The following is a 17,262-nucleotide window of genomic DNA, read 5'->3' on the forward strand; positions in this document are numbered from 1 at the left end:
ATGACGCAGGAATCCATCCTCCGGGTGCGCGACCTGCATGTCGAGTTCGAGACCAATGACGGCATGGTTCACGCCGTCCGGGGCATCGATCTCGACGTGAAGCCGGGCGAGACCGTGGCGATCGTCGGCGAGTCCGGGTCCGGCAAGAGCCAGACCACCATGGCGCTGATGGGCCTGCTTGCCGCCAACGGCCGCGCCCGTGGTTCCGCCACCTATCGTGGTCAGGAGCTGATCGGCCTGTCGGAGCGCAAGCTCAACCGCATCCGCGGTGAGAAGATCACCATGATCTTCCAGGAGCCGATGACCTCGCTCGATCCGCTCTATCGCATCGGGCGGCAGATTGCGGAACCGCTTGTCCATCACCGCGGGATGTCGCGAAAGGCTGCGCGCGAGCGTGTCATCGAGTTGCTGGAGCTTGTCGGCATTCCCGATCCCGCTCGCCGGGTTGATGCCTATCCGCATGAACTGTCCGGCGGACAGCGCCAGCGCGTTATGATCGCCATGGCGCTGGCGAACGACCCCGACATGCTGATTGCCGACGAGCCCACCACTGCGCTCGACGTCACCATTCAGGCCCAGATTCTCGCGCTGCTGGCCGAGTTGCAGCGCAAGCTGGGCATGGCCATCGTCTTCATCACGCACGATCTCGGCATCGTCCGCCGCTTCGCCGACCGGGTCTATGTGATGCGCTATGGCGAGGTTGTGGAGGAAGGGGAGACATCGGTCCTGTTCGACACGCCCAAGCATCCCTACACGATGGAGCTTCTGGCAGCCGAGCCGACCGGCCGCAAGGCGCCGCCACCGATGGAGGCGCCGATCCTGCTTGAGGGACGTGACGTCGAGGTCGTCTTCGGTGGTGGTGGCGGGTGGTTCTCGGGTCCCGAAGCCGAAATCCGCGCCGTCGACAGAATTTCGGTCGCCTTGCACAAGGGCCAGACGATCGGCGTCGTCGGCGAGTCGGGTTCCGGCAAGTCGACGCTCGGGCGCGCGCTGCTCAGGCTCCTGCCGAGCGAGGGTACGGTCCGCTTCGAAGGGGCGGATATCAGCGCTTCCGACAAGCGTGCCATGCGGCCGATGCGCAAGGAAATGCAGCTCGTCTTCCAGGACCCGTTCGGCTCGCTCTCGCCGCGCATGACCATCGGCCAGGTGGTGACCGAGGGCCTGAAGGTACATGAGCCGCAACTGCCTGCGCGCGAGCGTGACCGGCGCGCCATCGAGGCGCTGGAAGAGGTCGGGCTCGACCCGGCCATGCGCAATCGCTATCCGCACGAATTCTCCGGCGGCCAGCGCCAGCGCATCGCCATCGCCCGCGCGATGATCCTGAAACCTAAAGTGGTCGTGCTCGACGAGCCGACATCTGCGCTCGACCGTTCCGTGCAGAAGCAGATCGTCGATCTTCTTCGCGATCTGCAGAAGGCGCACGATCTTTCCTACCTCTTCATCAGCCACGACCTCGCGGTCGTGCGGGCGATGGCCGACCACATCGTGGTGATGAAACAGGGCCGGATCGTCGAGGAGGGGCCGACGGACGCGATCTTCGATCACCCGCGTGAAGCCTACACCCAGGCCCTTATGGCGGCGGCCATCGACGGGACGCCGTTCCGGCAGCAGACGGGCGCATTCGCAGCCGGTCTGATTGACTGATTGGAATATTTTTCGCCGATTAGCGCAAATTTTCCGGGACAGGCGGCGACGAAGCGGTGAACGGTAGAAAATTTATAGTCGACAAAGTCTACTGATTTTATAGATTAAAGACATGGACGGAGGAACCATGTCTTACGGAAACAGCAATCGATCCAGCCGCCAGGCACAGCAAGGCGCGGCGGAACGGGCCATCGTTCGCCCACGCGGCAGCGCCTTCACCTATCTCATCTTCACGGTTTCGGTGGTTTTCACCGCAGCCTTCGTCTTCGGCCTGGTAGCCTAGATAGCGCCTGTGGCCCGTACCCCACGAAGGCCGCCAACCGCGTCATTGTCGGCATCGCGCATTTCCGCAAGGCTCTGGCCGTCGAGCACTTCGGCAATGGCGCGACGAACATTCAGCATCATATACCGGACCTCGCAGGTCGCCTCGTCGCAGTCCTCGCAGCGCTGGTAGCGCGTCTGGCTCGCGCAGGAAATCGGCGCGAGCGGCCCGTCCAGCACTCGCACGACATGACCGATCCTGATGTCGCCGGCCGGCTTTGCCAGCCGATAGCCGCCGTCCTTACCTTTCCGGCTCTCGACGAAGCCGGCATTCCGCAGCTCCCCCAGTATCGCGTCGAGAAATTTCTTCGGAATGTTCCGGGCAATGGCGATGTCGTTGACGAAGGCGAGCTGACCGGGCGGCAGGTGAGCCAGATAAACGAGAGCCTTCAGGCCGTATTTGCCCTTCTTGGTGAGCATGTCCGCATCATTCTCCGACCACCGCGCCAACGCACGCGGGCCGCGACGGCACGGCAATCCAACTTTCCCTTGTCGCGGCGAAGCATCCATTCCTCATAGGGTCCGGCGGCGGGACATACAAGCGGCAAGGGTCCTACATCGGCCCTATCTTGAAACGATCAGGTCGCCGGGAACACGTTGCCGCGCAGGATGCTGATGTAGCCGCGGTCGCTGGCCGCAACCTGCGTGTCGGCCGGGACATCCAGTTCGACAGATTCGCCGGTCTCGATGCGCGCGAGAATCCGCCGTCCTTCCGGCCGGTCGATCACGCGGGCCACCTGTGCCGGGATGCCGCCGCCAGCCGTCGCCCAGCCGAGATCGCCCGGCCGCGCCAGGACTTCGACCGGCCCGTCCGCGACACCCGTCGCGGCAACGGTCGCGCCCGAGACCCGTGCGGTGCCGCCCGCAGCCGTTCCAGCCAGATGGTTCGTATCGCCCAGGAACTTCATGACGAAAGCCGAACCCGGCTTCCTGCACACCTCCTCCGGCGTACCCTGCTGCACGATGCGCCCCTCATTGAGGATGACGACGCGGTCGGCGAGGTCCAATGCCTCTTCCTGATCGTGCGTCACGAACAGCGTCGTGATGCCGAGTTCCTCGTGGATTTCGCGCAGCCAGCGCCGCAGGTCACGTCGCACATTGGCGTCCAGTGCCCCGAACGGTTCGTCGAGCAGCAGCACCTTGGGGTCGACCGCCAGCGCCCGCGCCAACGCCACGCGCTGCCTCTGCCCACCGGAGATCTGCGTCGGGAACCGGTTGCCCAGCCCTTCCAGCCTCACGAGCCGCAACAGATCCTCGACGCGCCGCGCGATCTCGTCCTTCGACCGGCGCACCTTTGACACCTTCATGCCGAAGGCCACGTTCTCGCCCACCGTCATATGCGGAAACAGCGCATAGTGCTGGAAGACGAAGCCGACGCCGCGCTCCCGCACGGGGATGTTCGTGGCGTCTTCGTCGCCGAAATGGATTGATCCGGCATCGGCATATTCGAGGCCCGCCACCATGCGCAGGATCGTCGTCTTGCCCGAGCCGGAAGGGCCGAGCAGCGCGACAAGTTCGCCACTTTCGATTTCCAGAGAGACGCCATGCACGGCGCGGAACGTGTCGAAGGTCTTCACGACCTGGTCGAGGGTGATCTTCATGACGTCTTTTCCTGGATGGCGACTGTTGGGCTGGCCAGCGCCGGACGGCCCGCGCGTCCCGCGCCGCGGCGCTCCAGCGCGAGCTTGGCGACAATGGTGACGAGTGCAAGCACGGCGAGTATCGAGGCGGCCGCGAATGCGCCGACGGTGTTGTAGTCGTGATAGAGCAGCTCGATGTGCAGCGGCAGCGTGTTGGTCTGGCCGCGGATCTTTCCGGACACCACCGAGACCGCGCCGAACTCGCCCATCACGCGCGCGTTGCAGAGCACCACGCCATAGAGCAGCGCCCAGCGGATATTGGGCAGCGTCACTGTGAGGAACGTGCGCCAGCCCGAGGCGCCCAGCGAGGTTGCCGCCTCTTCCAGGTCGCGCCCCTGCGCCTGCATCAATGGGATCAGCTCGCGCGCGACAAAAGGTGCCGTGACGAACATCGAGGCGAGCACGATGCCGGGCAGGGCGAACAGGATCTGGATCTCTGCCGATTGCAGCGCCGGACCGAACAGGCCTTGGAGCCCGTAGACGAAGAGATAGGCAACGCCCGCGACCACCGGCGAGATGGAGAACGGGATTTCGATCACGATCAACAGAAAACGCCGTCCCCAGAACTCGAACTTGGTGATCGCCCAGGCGGCCGCGATGCCGAAGATCGTGTTGAGCGGCACGGCGATCAGCGCCGTCAGTACGGTCAGGAAGATCGCGTGCCGCGTATCCGGATGCGCGATCGTTTCGGCGACGTGGTCGAGGCCGAGCGCAAACGCCTGCGTGAAGATCACCAGCAGCGGCGCGAGCACGAGCAGCGCGCCGAAGAAGACGACGAAGGCGATCAGTGTCCGGCGAATGGCTGGTGCGTCGCCGACGCGTGGCGGTTTGGCGGGATGCTGCGCCATCTTCATGCCCTCGCCATGTAACGCAGGGCGCGCGCCTGCAGGTAATTCGTCACGGCAAGCATGACGAAGGCTGTGAACAGCAGCACCGAAGCGATCGCTGCCGCGGCGCTGTAGTTGAATTCCTCAAGTCGGATGAAGGCCAGCAGCGCCGTGATCTCGGTCGAAGAGGGGCGGTTGCCGGCAATGAAGATGACGGCGCCGAACTCGCCGAGACTGCGCGCGAATGAAAGCGACAGGCCGGCCAGAAGCGCAGGCGTCAGCAGCGGCAGGATCACGCGCAGGAAGATCGTGCCATCCGAACCGCCGAGCGACTGCGCGGCTTCTTCCAGCGCCGGATCGAGGTCTTCCAGCACAGGCTGCACCGTGCGCACCACGAATGGCAGGCTGGTGAAGAACATGGCCACCATGATGCCCAGCGGCGTGTAGACGACCTGAATGCCGACCGAGGCGAGGATCGAGCCGAGCCAGCCATTCTGCGCAAACAGCGAAGTCAGCGCGATGCCCGCAACCGCCGTCGGCAGCGCAAAGGGCAGGTCGACGAGCGCGTCGATGAACCGTTTGCCGGGAAACTCGTAGCGAACCAGGACCCAGGCCAGCGCCAGCCCGAAGACGAGACCGAACGCGGTCACGGCGAGCGCGGACAAGGCCGTGACGCGATAGCTGGCTATGGCGCGGGAGGACGAGACGATGCGCCAGTATTCCTCGGGGCCGAGGCTGGCTGCCTTGAAGATAAGCGCGCCGAGCGGCAACGCCACGATCAGCGCCACATAAAACAGCGTGATGCCGAGCGAAAGCGGCAAGCCGGGCAGAATTCGACGTCTCAAGATCGCAGGACCTTTCGGGGCAAGGGTTGCGGCCGGCGGGTTTCCAACCGCCGGCCGCACACGAGCGAATTGGCGGGCTCAGCGGTCGCCGAAAATCTGGTCGAGCTTGGCGTCCGAAGCGAAGTGTTCCTCCTGGATGCGGTCCCACCCACCGAAGACGTCCTCGGCCGTCACCAGCCTTACCTCTGGGAACTGGTCGGCAAACTCGGCCGTCACCTTTTCATCGTGAACGCGATTGCCGAACGTTGCGGCGATGCGCTGCCCTTCTTCCGAATAGAGGAAATCCAGATAGTCCTTGGCCAGTTCCTGGCTGCCGCGCCGTTCGGCAACACGGTCGACGACGGCAACGGGGAATTCGGCCAGCAGGCTCACCGACGGCACGACGCTGTCGTAGCTGTCTTCGCCATATTCGCGGGCGATCGATCGCGTCTCGGCCTCGAATGTGATGATCACGTCACCGATGCCGCGTTCGATGAACGTCGTAGTGGCACCACGGCCGCCGGTATCGAACACCGGGACATTGTCGAAGATCTTGCCGACGAATTCCGCGATCTTCTCCTCATCGTCCCCGAAAGCCTCTTTGGCGTAGGCGACCGCGGCGAGATAGGTATAGCGTGCGTTGCCGGAGGTCTTCGGGTTGGGGAAGATCACTTCCACATCGTCACGGGCGAGATCGTCCCAGTCGGTGATGTTCTTCGGGTTGCCTTCGCGGACGAGGAACGACGGGAAAGAGTAGTAGGGCGAGGCGTTGTTCGGGAACTCGCTCTGCCAGTCCTCCGACACGAAGCCCTGCTGCACGAGGAAATCGATGTCGGTCGTCTGGTTGAAGGTCACCACATCCGCCTCCAGGCCTTCGGCGATCGAGCGCGCCTGGGCCGAGGTTCCGCCGTGGGACTGGTCCACGGTCACGTCGTTTCCGGTCTGCGCCTTATAGGCGGGCACGAAGGCTTCGTTGATTGCGGCGAAAAGCTCGCGTGCGATGTCGTAGGAGGAGTTGAGGATCTTGTCCGGCGACTGCGCCTGCGCGGGCGCGGCGAAGAGGAGCGCGGCGGCGGCGCCGGCGAGAAGAAGGCGTTTCATGAGGAACTCCGTGAGAAAGGACATGCGTCCAGTTCACGCAGAATATCCGTCTTCGCAGGTGCGGGAGAGGCACGTTTACGGGGACGCCCGCCCGGGAAATAGAAATTCTATCCTGTGGTGCGTCTGGTTTGGGATTTTCCGTCTCCGTATGTGGGAAACAGCGCAGTGATGTTGCCCGCGTCGGCGACCAAAGGCGCGACGCGGGCAAATGTGGGTTCGTTCAGCGCAGCGTCGCCGCGATGTTCCCGCCATCGACGGTGGTGACGTCGGCTGTTGTGCGCTCTGCCAGCGCATGGTGCAGGAAGGCCTGCGCCACGTGTTCGGCCGTCACCTCCAGCCCGAGCAGGTTGCCGGACATATAGTCCTTCTCGGAAAGCCCGCGCGCCTTCGAGCGGCTGGCGATCATCTCGTCGGTAAGCAGGCCGGAACGGATGCGGTCGGCGTTGACTGCATTGGCGCGCACGCCGATGCCGCCATATTCCAGGGCATACTGCCGCGACAGGAACAGGGTCGCGGCCTTCGGTATGCCGTAGGCGCCGAATTTCGGACCAGGATTGACCGCCTGCTTGGAGGTGTTGAACAGCAGCGCGCCGCCGGTGCCCTGCTGCTTGAAGATGCGCACGGCCGCTTGCGCAACGTTCTGGTGCGAGAAGAAATTGAGCTCGAAGCTCTTGCGCAGCAGCGCATCGTCCAGTTCGCCGATACCGCCTTCAAAGGCAGCTCCCGCGTTCGAGACCACGATGTCGACGCCGCCGTAATTGCGCACCGCCTGTTCGAAGGCGGAGGCGATGTCTTCAGGCTTCGTCACGTCGGCACCGACGCCGATCGAGCCGTTGCCGGCAGCCTTGGCCGCTTCCTTCGCCTTCTCCGCGTCTAGGTCGACGACCACCACATGCGCGCCCTGGCTGGCGAACAGCTTTGCGGTTGCGGCCCCAATGGCGCCGGCGCCTCCGGTTACAAGCGCGACCTGCCCCGTCAGCGGCTTCGGCTTGTTGCCGGCGAGCTTGGCCTGCTCCAGCGACCAGTATTCGAGCTCGAAAAGGTCGGACTTGGCAAGCGGGCGGAAATCGCCGATCGCTTCGGCGCCGCGCACGGCCTCGATCCACATCTCGCCGACGTCGGAGGCGATCTTCGCGTCCTTCAGCGTGCGGCCGAAACCGAACATGCCCAGCCCCGGCACGAGCAGAAGCCGCGGCATCGGGTCGAGCATGGTGCGCTTCACGTCGTCGCGCGCGTCGTTCTCCTCGAAGTAGCGGGTGTATTCGGCGACATAGTCGGCGACATGCGTCTTCACCGTCTCGGCGTAGGCGTCCAGATTGTCGGCGTCGGGTGCAGGCAGGGCCATTGGACCCGTCTTGATGCGGATCGAAAGGTCGGGCGTGGAAACGCCTCGGGCGGCGCGACGCTCCAGCCCTTCCGCGTTCAGGAACTCCAGGATCGTCGGCGATGTCCGGAAGTCGCTGACCATCCGGTCGAAGCGGCCTTCGCCGTGGCGCATCGCGACCGCACCGCGCAGCAGGGGGGCTATCTGCGCCGGGTCCGGCAGGCGCTTGGGTAGCGTGACCGGCACCAGCGGGTTCGCGGTGTTCTGCGCCACATAGTCTTCCGCCACGGTGACGTAGCGGATCATCAGGTCGTAGGCATCCTTCGCCGTCTCGGCGAATGTGAAAATACCGTGCTTGTCGAGGATGAGCCCTTCGACCGAAGGATCCTGATCGTAGATTTCAGCCGCTGCCTTGGCGAGGTCGAAACCGGGCTTGATATAAGGAACGTAGCCCATCTTCGGCCCGAACACCTTGCGGATCAGCGCTTCGCTGTCGTCGCCCTGGTCGACGATGGCGAGCACGGCTGTCGAATGGGTGTGGTCGACGAACTTGTGCGGCAGGAAGGCGTGCAGCAGCGTTTCGACCGACGGGTTCGGTGAGCCGGGATCGATCAGGTTGGCGCGCTGCAGCGCCACCATGTCCTCGTCGGAAAGGCTCTCCAACGCGCGCGCCTTGAGAAGAGGCGCGAGCTTCACTGCCGGCAGGCCCTGCGGTTCGATCACGCCCATGTCCCACCCGCTGCCCTTCACGCACAGAACCGGCCAGTGGTCGCCGACGAGGTCTGTCGCCTCGAGCTTGACGGAGGTGTTGCCGCCGCCATGCAGCACGAGGCGCGGCTCGCCGCCCAGCAGGCGGGTGGTGTAGACGCGCAGCGCAAGATCGCGTTCGACGCCCTTTTGCCCATAGGCGGCGACCAGGGCTTCGGCGTCGTTGTCGTTCCAGAGGTTCTTCATGTCTTGTCCGTCAGTGGTGTTGGGAGGATACGAATGTCAGGCGGCGGAACTGGCCGCCTCGGCGAGAAGGCGTTCGGCCATGCTTTGCGAAAGCACGAGATGGGTTGCGAATTTGCCGGCAAGGGCGGCCTTGAGCGGGTCGAGCTTGGCGCTTTCCTGCACGACCATCATCCGCTTCGGGATATGCCGGAAAGAGGCGAAGTCGGCGGAGATGACCCGCCGGTTGTAGTCGCAGTCGAGGAGCTCGCCCGTGGCGTCGATCATCTGTCCGGCGATCACGCCCGCCGCTCCCCGATCGCGCAGGGCGTGCACCTCGTCGGCGGTCATCGCACCGCATTTGACCACGTGGGCGTCCTCGTCGACCATGCCGACGGAAAACAGGGCCAGATCGCAATCCGACACGCCCGCGAGTTGCTCGCGGATCACTGGTTCGTCCCGCAGTTCGCGCGCCAGCCGCTCGCTCGACAGGACCAGCGGTGCGTAGAAATTGAGGCCCTTGGCGTTGAGCCGGCGGGCGATTTCCATCGTGCACTGGTCCGGTCGATAGGAGTAGGGCGCGCCGAGATTGCCGCAAAGCTGCACGACGGTAACGTCCTGAAGATCTGCATAGGACATGACGTCGGCGATCGAATAGACCGTTCGGCCCCAGGCGATGCCTATCTTCTGGCCGCTGGCCGCCAGCGAAAGGAAGACGCTTGCCGCCAGTGCCGGGATTTCGACGGCGGGCTCGAAGACCGGTCCCGTTTCGGGCGCGACCCATACGCCTGCAAGATCGTAGGTGTCTTCGACCCGACGGGCCAGCACGTCGCTGGCAAAGAGATGCGTCGACGTGGCGATGGTGACGATGCCGCTTTCGCGCGCCTTGCGCAGGTAGAGCGCCACCGACGCGCGTGAGATGTCGAGACGCCGCGCGACCTCGTCCTGCCGCAGGCCATGCGTGTAGTAGAGCCACGCGGCCTTGTGCACGATCTGGTCGCCGGGGCGGATTGGCATGGCTCTGTCCCTTCCTTTCGTCGTAATGACAAAAGTACGTACTGCGTGCGAGCGAGACCGGTAAGGTGAAACGGGCGGGACGGTCCGTTGCGAACCGCCCCGCCCGAAGCTTGAAACCGCCTACTCGTTCGGGTTCGGCATCCACGCAGGCATGGCGACATCGGCATGGTTGAACTGGGGCATCTTGGCCGACAATTCCTCCATGTTCTTGATGTCGCTGTCGTTGAGTTCGGCCTGCGTGATCAGCGTCGGCGGCACGATGACGCTGGCGCCCGGCTCCTCGCCGGCGAGCATCATGGCGAGCGCGCGCACCGAAACCTGGCCGACGACGGCCGGGTTGGTGGCGGCCGTCGCGACCCATGCACTGCCGGGCTCACGCATTGCCGAGATGTCGGCGGTGGAAATGTCGGCCGAATAAATCTTGATGTCCGAGGAAAGCCCGGCTTCGTCCACCGCGATCTTCACGCCTTTCGCGAACTCGTCATAGGGTGCGAAGACGACCTGGATGCCGGGATTGGCGGTCAGCACCGAGCGCGCCTGATTGGCGACGGAGTTGGCGATCGGATTGTCGAGCGTGCCGAACATGGCGACTTCCTCGATGCCCGAATAGCGTTCCTTGAATTCGCGCCAGGTCTCGTCGCGCCGGTCGAGCGGGGCGATGCCGGCGACGTAGACATAGGCTGCCTTCCAGGCCTCCCCATTGTCCTCGATAGCCTGTTCCAGCGCGAGCCTTGCGAGGTCGCGGTCGGACTGCTCGATCTGCGGGATCGCCTCGTTCTCGACATTCACGTCGAAGGCGACGACCTTGATGCCGGCATCGACGGCGCGCTGTGCGGCTTCCTTCATCGATTCGGTCAGGCCGTGCTGGATGATGATACCGTCGACGCCGAGCGCGATCGCCTGGTCGACCATGTCGGCCTGCAGCGCCGCGTCCTGACGGCTGTCCAGCACGCGCAGGTCGACGCCCAGCGCCTTGGCCTGCGATTCGACGCCGGCCAGATAGGCCTGGAAGAAGTCGCCGGTGGAAAGATACCGCACCAGCGCGATCTGGACGTCGGCGGGATTGTCGAACGGCGCTGGCCGGTCCTGCGCCAGCGCCGGCAAGGCGAAGAGGCCGGTGGCCGTGGCCAGCCCAAGGGCGCTGAATGTCCTGCGGGTAATGCTCATGCTCGTTTCCTCCACTTTGTGGCTTGTTGCAGCCTTGTTGAACCCGTCATCTCGCCCTGTTGGAGAGCGCGAATGTGAAGACGAGGGCGACGACGAGAACCGCGCCCTTGACGAAATCCTGCGTGTAGTAGGGCGCGTTCATCATCGTCAGCCCCTGCAGCAGGACGCCCACGAAGAGAGCGCCGATTGCGGTGCCGAAGGCGTTCGGCTTGGCGGCACCCAGCACCGCGAAGCCGATCAACGCGGCGGCCACCGAATCGAGAAGCAGATTGTTGCCGGAGGCGATGTCGCCGCGGCCGAGACGCGCGGCGAGCAGGATGCCGCCGATCGATGCGAAGACGCCGGAGATCACATAGGCCCAGATCTTGTAGGCCTTGACCGGCGCGCCTGCGAGTTCAGCCGCCTTTTCGTTGCTGCCGACGGCATACATCATCCGCCCGAACCGGGTGAATTCGAGGAAAAACCAGATCAGCACTGCCAGCACCAGCAACACCACGACGGAGACCGGAAGCAGGTTGTCGATGAAGAAATCGAGCCGGTGTCGCCCGAGCGCCAGGAAGGTTGGGCTGAATGTGCCGGTCGCCGTCGAGCCGTCGGGCATCGTCATGCCGGTGGCGATGGAACGGCCTTCCGTGGGGATGCGTTGCAGCCCTACCAGCAGGAACATCATGCCGAGCGTGGCCAGCAGGTCGGGCACGCGCATGTAGACGATGATGATGCCGTTGACCAGGCCGACCAGGGCGCCGATGGCCAGGCAGAAGAGCACCGCGACAAGCGCGTTCTGCTCCAGCACGACCATGGCGTAGGCGGCTGCCATCATCGCGCTGGTGGCGACCGAGCCGATGGACAGGTCGAAGCCGCCGACGACGAGCGTTGCCGTTACGCCCAGCGCTAGGATGCCGGTGATGGCAACCGACTGGAAGATGAAGACGGCACTCTGCGGCGAAGCGAAGCCGGGTGCGGCGAACGCGAAGAACACGATCAGTGCGGCCAGAAGGGCCAGGAATCCGTAGCGGATGACGGTGTCGGCCATCAGGCGGCGCCTCGTATATCTTCGCCGGCGACCTGCGCCAGCAGTCTGTCCATGTCCAGGCCGGCATTGCGGTGCTCGCCGACGATGGTGTGTTCCGACATCACGAGGATGCGGTCGGCGGTCTCGAGTGCCTCGTCGAGTTCGGTCAGGAACAGGAGCGTCGCCCTGCCCGCCGCGCCGGCGCGCAGCTTCGCCGCAATGTCGCGCCTTGCGGCGATGTCGACGCCCTGGAACGGCTCGTCGAGGATCAGCAGCGAGGAAGGCTGCGCAGTCCAGCGTGCTACCATCACCTTTTGCTGATTGCCGCCGGAAAGGGTCTGCATCCGGTCGCGCTCGCCACGGCAGACGATGCCGAGTTCCTCGATCTGCCGGCGGGCGATTGCGCGCTCGGCGCGCGGCTGCGACACGCCCAACCGGGCAAGGCGACGCAGGAACGGCAGGCTCACGTTCTTGTAGAGATTGAAATCGGCGACGATGCCGCTTTCCGCACGATCCTTGGCGACGAGAAAGACGCCTTCTTCTATGGCGTCGGCCGGCGAACGAGGGCGATACTCGCGCCCCTCCAGCGTCATCGTCCCGCCGAGCGGCCGGCGCACCCCGAAAAGCATCTCGGCAAGCGCCGTCTTGCCGACGCCGACAAGCCCGGTGATCGCGACCACCTCGCCGTCGCCGAGCGCAAGCGAAAAGGGTCTGGCCTGGTTTGCGATGCGCAGGTCCTTGGCTTCGAAGACCGTTCGCGTCGCGTCCTTCACCGATACCGTCGATAGATCCATAGCCCGGCCGAGCATCGCGTCGACCGCGCCCTCGTAGTCGAGCGGCTTGTCGGCAAAGACGCCCGCGATGACGCCGTCCCGCAGCGCGACGATGCGGTCCGCGATGCGGCGGATGTCGGACATGCGGTGCGAGATGTAGAGGATGGCGACGCCATGCTCGCGCAGCCGCTCGACCACCGCGAACAGCCGGTTGGCTTCCGCGCTCGACAGCGACGATGTCGGCTCGTCGAGGATCATAACCTTGGGCTCGTGCGCCATGGCGCGCGCGATGGCCACCATCTGCCGGTCGGCGAGCGAAAGCTCGGAGATGCTGGCGGAAAGGTTGACCTGCAGCCCAAGCCGGTCGGCGACCGCCTGCGCCTCGCGCCTGACGCGGCGCGGATTGAAAAGCAGCGGCGCGCCCTTGCCGGTGAGCCTGTCCATGGTCAGGTTCGTGGCGACGTCGAGGGCGGCCACCACGCCGTCATTGATGTTCTGGTGAACCGTCACCACCCCGGCGCGGATTGCCTCGGCGGGTGAGGCGGGGTCGAATGGCTCGCCCGAAAGGTGCATCGTGCCGCGGTCGCGCGCATGCACGCCGCTGATCACCTTCACCAGCGTCGACTTGCCGGCGCCGTTGGCTCCCATCAGTACGGTGACTTCGCCTGCGCGCAACTCGAGATCGACGTCGCTCAGCACCCGAATGGGGCCAAACGCCTTCTCCAGACCCGCAATGCGGAACATGGCTTCCATGGCCGCCAACTCCTCCCTGGCACCGGACGCTACGGCACTGTATCGGCAATTGTCAACATGATTGACAATTGCCAGTCTCGTCTCTAGCGTTTTCCCTCAGAGGCGGAGAACCGGCGTATCAAGACCGTATCCGCAACCATGCGCAGTGACGGGAGGAGTTGCATGGACGCCGCATCTTTCGAGGCGCTGAATGCCGAAACGCTGGGCCCGAGGCTGGGTGGGCTGGAGGCGCTGCGCGCCCGTCTCGGAGACGATTCGTCCGCATGGCGCGTCCGCGAGGTCGGTGATGGCAACCTCAACCTGGTGTTCATCGTCGACGGCGACAAAGGCAGCGTGATCGTCAAGCAGGCCCTGCCCTATGTGCGCCTTGTCGGGGAAAGCTGGCCGCTGCCGCTTAAGCGATCCTTCTTCGAATACCATACGCTGACGCGCCAGGCTGCCCGCGCGCCCGGCCAGGTGCCGGAGATCTTCCATTTCGAGGAGCAGCAGGCGCTGATCGTCATGGAGTTTCTGTCGCCGCACGTGATCCTACGCCGCGCGCTGATCGACAGCCGGATGCTGCCGCGCATTGCCGACGACCTGGCACTGTTCATGGCGCGCACGCTTTTCCGCGGGTCGGACCTTTCCATGCAGACCCGGGAGCGCAAGGCCGATCTGGCGCTCTTTGCCGACAATGTCGAACTGTGCGACATCACCGAGAACCTGGTTTTCTCCGACCCCTATTTCGACGCGGAGATGAACTCGCACACCTCACCGCAGCTCGACGGTCTGGTGGCCGAGTTGCGTGCCGACCGCGACCTCAAGGTTGCCGCGCAGCGCATGAAACACATCTTTGCCGCACGGGCGGAGACGCTCGTGCATGGCGACCTGCACACCGGCTCGATCATGGTCACGGAGACGGACACCAGGGTCATCGATCCCGAATTCGCCTTCTATGGCCCGATGGCCTTCGATGTCGGCATGCTCTTCGCCAATTTCTGGATGTCCTATTTCTCCCAGTCGGGTCATGAGCAGGAGGGCAATCGCGACGCGATGCGCGCCTACCTTCTGGATGTGCTGGAGCGCTGCTGGAACGGCTTCGTGGTCGAGTTTTCGCGCCTGTGGCGCACCGAGCGGAACGGCATCCTCTACCAGAAGAGCCTGTTCGAAGCGCAGGACGACCCGCTCGGCGCGGAGCAGGCGCTGGGCGAAGTGCTGCGCGAGATGTGGGTCGACCTGCTCGGTTTCGCCGGCATCGAGATTCACCGCCGCATCCTCGGTCTCGCGCACAACGCCGACTTCGAGACGATCGAGGATTCTGACATGCGGGCGCGATGTGAGGCGAAAGCGCTCAAGTTCGGACGGCAGATCGCCGTCAACCGTGCCCATCTGAACGGCATGAAGGAAGCCAATGCGCTTGCAGCGCTGATAGAGACGGGAGCGGTGGCGTGAGGGTCGGTGACAAGCATTTCCGTACTATCTGGCTCAACGACGATGGCAGAGCGGTCGACATCATCGACCAGCGTTGGCTGCCGCACGAGTTTCGGATCGTCAGCCTGTCGAGCGTCGAGGGCGTCGCAACCGCAATCCGCGACATGTGGGTGCGTGGCGCGCCGCTGATCGGGGTCACTGCGGCCTACGGCGTCGCCATCGCCATGCGCGCCGATCCGTCCGACGAAGCGCTGGAAGCGGTATGGCATACGCTTCACGAGACACGTCCGACGGCGATCAACCTGCGCTGGGCGCTTGATGAGATGACGCGGCTCCTGAAGCCGCTGCCCGTGGCTGAACGCGCCGACGCCGCCTATGCGCGCGCTGCCGAGATCGCCGACGAGGACGTCGAGCTCAACCGGTCGATCGGCTCGCACGGCCTGACGCTGATCCGCCAGATCGCCGCGTCGAAGAAGCCGGGTGAGAGCGTCAACATCCTCACCCATTGCAATGCCGGCTGGCTGGCGACCGTCGACTACGGCACCGCCACCGCGCCGATCTACATGGCCACGGAAGAGGGCATTCCCGTCCACGTCTACGTTGACGAAACACGGCCGCGAAATCAGGGCGCGCAGCTCACCGCATGGGAGATGGCTGGCCACGGCGTTCCGCACACGCTGGTCGTCGACAATGCCGGCGGCCATCTCATGCAGCGCGGCCAGGTCGACATGGTGATCGTCGGCACCGACCGCACCACGGCCAATGGCGACGTCTGCAACAAGATCGGCACCTATCTGAAGGCGCTGGCCGCGCGCGACAACGGCGTTCCGTTCTACGTCGCCCTGCCGTCGCCAACCATCGACTGGACGGTGAAGGATGGCCTCGCCGAAATCCCGATCGAGGAGCGTTCGGGCGACGAGGTGTCTCTGGTCTGGGGCCGCGCGCCCTCCGGCGAGGTGGTGCAGGTTCGCATATCGCCGGACGAGACCGAGGCGGCGAATCCCGCCTTCGACGTGACGCCGGCGCGGCTCGTGACCGGCCTCATCACAGAGCGCGGTATCGCCGAAGCCTCAGCCGAAGGGCTGAAGGGGCTGTTTCCCGAAAGCTGATCCGCCAGCAGGCCTTTTGCAGTTGCGGGGTGCGTCCGCCGGCGCGAAGATGGTTTTCCTGTCGTCGGGGGAAGAACTGCATGAGCGTGAAATATGACGGGACGCCCGCAACGGCCCCGCGCCGGTTGCGCAACATTCTGGCGCTCGACGATTTCGAGGTGGCGGCGCGCCGGCATCTGCCGAGACCGGTCTTCGGTTACGTCTCGGGTGCCGCCGAAACCAACGCGTCGCTGCACGACAACCGCGCGGCCTTTGCCGAGTTCGGTTTCCTGCCCCGCGCGCTGATCGACGTTTCCAGGCGCTCGCAGACGCGGGAGCTTTTCGGCACGACCTATGCCGCACCCTTCGGCATCGCGCCTGTCGGTCTTAGCGCGCTTTCCGCCTATCGCGGCGATCTGGTTTTGGCGCAGGCTGCCGCCGCCAGCGGCATCCCGATGATCATGAGCGGCACGTCGCTGATCCGGCTGGAGGAGATCGTCGCTGCCAATCCGCAGGCGTGGTTTCAGGCCTACGTGCCCGGAGAGGAGCGTTGGATGCTGGCGCTCGTCGATCGTGTCGCGCAGGCAGGGTTCGGTACGCTCGTGCTGACGGTGGACACGCCGGTCATGGCCAATCGCGAGAACAACATCCGCAACGGCTTCTCGACGCCCATGCGGCCGACGCCACGACTGTTCTGGGATGGCATGGTGCGGCCGCGCTGGAGCCTTGGAACCTTCCTGCGGACGATCGTCAGGCACGGCATGCCGCATTTCGAGAATGCGTCGGTCGAGCGCGGATCGGCGATCCTGTCGCGCAATGTCGTGCGCCAGTTCGGACCCAAGGACAGGCTGAGCTGGGATCATTTCGACCTCATCCGCAAGCGGTGGAAGGGGCGTTTCATCGTCAAGGGCATCATGACGCGCGAGGATGCGCGCATCGCGCTCGATCGCGGCGCCGACGGCGTGATCCTGTCCAACCATGGCGGCCGGCAGCTCGACGGCACGGCATCTCCGCTGCGTGTCCTGCCTGCGGTCGCCGAGGAGATCGGCGGCCGTATCCCGGTGATGATCGACGGCGGTTTCCGGCGCGGAACGGACGTGTTGAAGGCGCTGGCGCTCGGCGCATCGTTCGTCTTTCTGGGGAGGCCGTTCATCTATGCCGCAGCCATCGGCGGTGAGCCCGGCGTGCGCCACGCCTTTTCCATCCTTCACGACGAGATCGACCGGAACATGGCGCTGCTGGGCATCAACACACTGGACGAGTTGCATCCCCGCATGCTGATCCGGCTTGCGCGATCGGCGGAATCAGACGCTTCGGCATAGAGAAGACTTGCAGAGCGGGGCATCCGCAGGCATTTGGTTTCTTTGCCGGGGGCAAAAATTCCGGCATCCGAAATGCCAGCCGGCCGCAAGGCCAGATGTTCATCCGCAT

15 protein-coding genes are annotated in these 17,262 nt (G+C 64.8%); 5 read left to right on the forward strand and 10 right to left on the reverse strand.

Annotated features, from left to right (window positions below):
- Both ACVJNE_RS08145 and ACVJNE_RS08150 read left to right on the forward strand, forming a co-directional pair.
- On the forward strand, positions 1–1,644 hold the full coding sequence (locus ACVJNE_RS08145; protein ID WP_499564538.1) for an ABC transporter ATP-binding protein: 1,644 nt from the start codon (positions 1–3) through the stop codon (positions 1,642–1,644).
- Between the two features lie 127 nt (positions 1,645–1,771).
- Positions 1,772–1,927, forward strand: a complete 156-nt coding sequence (locus ACVJNE_RS08150) for a hypothetical protein (protein WP_368801579.1) — start codon at positions 1,772–1,774, stop codon at positions 1,925–1,927.
- Here the strand turns inward: ACVJNE_RS08150 and ACVJNE_RS08155 are convergent.
- The 10 genes from ACVJNE_RS08155 to ACVJNE_RS08200 form a co-directional block, all read right to left on the reverse strand.
- Positions 1,924–2,385: an RrF2 family transcriptional regulator gene (locus tag ACVJNE_RS08155; RefSeq protein ID WP_499564540.1), complete on the reverse strand. Its 462-nt coding sequence runs from the start codon at positions 2,383–2,385 to the stop codon at positions 1,924–1,926. The genes ACVJNE_RS08150 and ACVJNE_RS08155 overlap by 4 nt on opposite strands.
- A 158-nt stretch (positions 2,386–2,543) precedes the next feature.
- Entirely contained in the window at positions 2,544–3,566 is a 1,023-nt protein-coding gene (locus tag ACVJNE_RS08160; protein WP_499564542.1) for a sulfate/molybdate ABC transporter ATP-binding protein, read from the reverse strand.
- Positions 3,563–4,459 carry a sulfate ABC transporter permease subunit CysW gene (gene cysW, locus ACVJNE_RS08165; protein ID WP_499564544.1) on the reverse strand — a complete coding sequence of 299 codons (897 nt, stop codon included), beginning with the start codon at positions 4,457–4,459 and terminating at the stop codon, positions 3,563–3,565. The genes ACVJNE_RS08160 and cysW overlap by 4 nt, the downstream gene beginning before the upstream one ends.
- Entirely contained in the window at positions 4,456–5,277 is an 822-nt protein-coding gene (gene cysT, locus ACVJNE_RS08170; protein WP_499564546.1) for a sulfate ABC transporter permease subunit CysT, read from the reverse strand. Before cysT ends, cysW begins: the two co-directional genes overlap by 4 nt.
- A 78-nt stretch (positions 5,278–5,355) precedes the next feature.
- On the reverse strand, positions 5,356–6,357 hold the full coding sequence (locus ACVJNE_RS08175; protein ID WP_499564548.1) for a sulfate ABC transporter substrate-binding protein: 1,002 nt from the start codon (positions 6,355–6,357) through the stop codon (positions 5,356–5,358).
- Between the two features lie 220 nt (positions 6,358–6,577).
- Positions 6,578–8,635: a bifunctional aldolase/short-chain dehydrogenase gene (locus ACVJNE_RS08180; protein ID WP_499564550.1), complete on the reverse strand. Its 2,058-nt coding sequence runs from the start codon at positions 8,633–8,635 to the stop codon at positions 6,578–6,580.
- A 36-nt stretch (positions 8,636–8,671) separates the two neighbouring features.
- Positions 8,672–9,628, reverse strand: coding sequence for a sugar-binding transcriptional regulator (locus ACVJNE_RS08185; protein ID WP_499564552.1), 957 nt, complete (start codon positions 9,626–9,628; stop codon positions 8,672–8,674).
- 120 nt (positions 9,629–9,748) lie between these two features.
- Positions 9,749–10,795, reverse strand: a complete 1,047-nt coding sequence (locus ACVJNE_RS08190; protein WP_499564554.1) for a substrate-binding domain-containing protein — start codon at positions 10,793–10,795, stop codon at positions 9,749–9,751.
- Positions 10,796–10,841: 46 nt separating this feature from the next.
- Entirely contained in the window at positions 10,842–11,828 is a 987-nt protein-coding gene (locus ACVJNE_RS08195) for an ABC transporter permease (RefSeq protein WP_173188262.1), read from the reverse strand.
- Positions 11,828–13,333: a sugar ABC transporter ATP-binding protein gene (locus ACVJNE_RS08200; RefSeq protein WP_499564557.1), complete on the reverse strand. Its 1,506-nt coding sequence runs from the start codon at positions 13,331–13,333 to the stop codon at positions 11,828–11,830. The genes ACVJNE_RS08195 and ACVJNE_RS08200 overlap by 1 nt, the downstream gene beginning before the upstream one ends.
- A 162-nt stretch (positions 13,334–13,495) precedes the next feature.
- Between ACVJNE_RS08200 and mtnK the strand changes: the two genes are divergently transcribed.
- The 3 genes from mtnK (at position 13,496) to ACVJNE_RS08215 (ending at position 17,153) form a co-directional block, all read left to right on the forward strand.
- Complete coding sequence (gene mtnK / locus ACVJNE_RS08205) at positions 13,496–14,764, forward strand: S-methyl-5-thioribose kinase (RefSeq protein WP_499564559.1); 1,269 nt, start codon at positions 13,496–13,498, stop codon at positions 14,762–14,764.
- Positions 14,761–15,852, forward strand: a complete 1,092-nt coding sequence (gene mtnA, locus ACVJNE_RS08210; RefSeq protein WP_499564561.1) for an S-methyl-5-thioribose-1-phosphate isomerase — start codon at positions 14,761–14,763, stop codon at positions 15,850–15,852. The genes mtnK and mtnA overlap by 4 nt, the downstream gene beginning before the upstream one ends.
- An 80-nt stretch (positions 15,853–15,932) precedes the next feature.
- Positions 15,933–17,153, forward strand: coding sequence for an alpha-hydroxy acid oxidase (locus tag ACVJNE_RS08215; RefSeq protein WP_499564562.1), 1,221 nt, complete (start codon positions 15,933–15,935; stop codon positions 17,151–17,153).
- Positions 17,154–17,262: the final 109 nt, after the last annotated feature.

Source organism: Mesorhizobium sp. DxT, assembly GCF_058448885.1.

Excerpts from the sequence above, each read along its gene's own strand:
- ACVJNE_RS08155 (WP_499564540.1), bottom strand. The coding sequence starts at position 2,385 with ATGCTCACCAAGAAGGGCAAATACGGCCTGAAGGCTCTCGTTTATCTG.
- ACVJNE_RS08185 (WP_499564552.1), bottom strand. The coding sequence starts at position 9,628 with ATGCCAATCCGCCCCGGCGACCAGATCGTGCACAAGGCCGCGTGGCTC.
- ACVJNE_RS08195 (WP_173188262.1), bottom strand. The coding sequence starts at position 11,828 with ATGGCCGACACCGTCATCCGCTACGGATTCCTGGCCCTTCTGGCCGCA.
- ACVJNE_RS08200 (WP_499564557.1), bottom strand. The coding sequence starts at position 13,333 with ATGGAAGCCATGTTCCGCATTGCGGGTCTGGAGAAGGCGTTTGGCCCC.
- ACVJNE_RS08180 (WP_499564550.1), bottom strand. The coding sequence starts at position 8,635 with ATGAAGAACCTCTGGAACGACAACGACGCCGAAGCCCTGGTCGCCGCC.
- ACVJNE_RS08175 (WP_499564548.1), bottom strand. The coding sequence starts at position 6,357 with ATGAAACGCCTTCTTCTCGCCGGCGCCGCCGCCGCGCTCCTCTTCGCC.
- ACVJNE_RS08190 (WP_499564554.1), bottom strand. The coding sequence starts at position 10,795 with ATGAGCATTACCCGCAGGACATTCAGCGCCCTTGGGCTGGCCACGGCC.
- mtnK (WP_499564559.1), top strand. The coding sequence starts at position 13,496 with ATGGACGCCGCATCTTTCGAGGCGCTGAATGCCGAAACGCTGGGCCCG.
- ACVJNE_RS08145 (WP_499564538.1), top strand. The coding sequence starts at position 1 with ATGACGCAGGAATCCATCCTCCGGGTGCGCGACCTGCATGTCGAGTTC.
- cysW (WP_499564544.1), bottom strand. The coding sequence starts at position 4,459 with ATGAAGATGGCGCAGCATCCCGCCAAACCGCCACGCGTCGGCGACGCA.
- ACVJNE_RS08150 (WP_368801579.1), top strand. The coding sequence starts at position 1,772 with ATGTCTTACGGAAACAGCAATCGATCCAGCCGCCAGGCACAGCAAGGC.
- ACVJNE_RS08160 (WP_499564542.1), bottom strand. The coding sequence starts at position 3,566 with ATGAAGATCACCCTCGACCAGGTCGTGAAGACCTTCGACACGTTCCGC.
- ACVJNE_RS08215 (WP_499564562.1), top strand. The coding sequence starts at position 15,933 with ATGAGCGTGAAATATGACGGGACGCCCGCAACGGCCCCGCGCCGGTTG.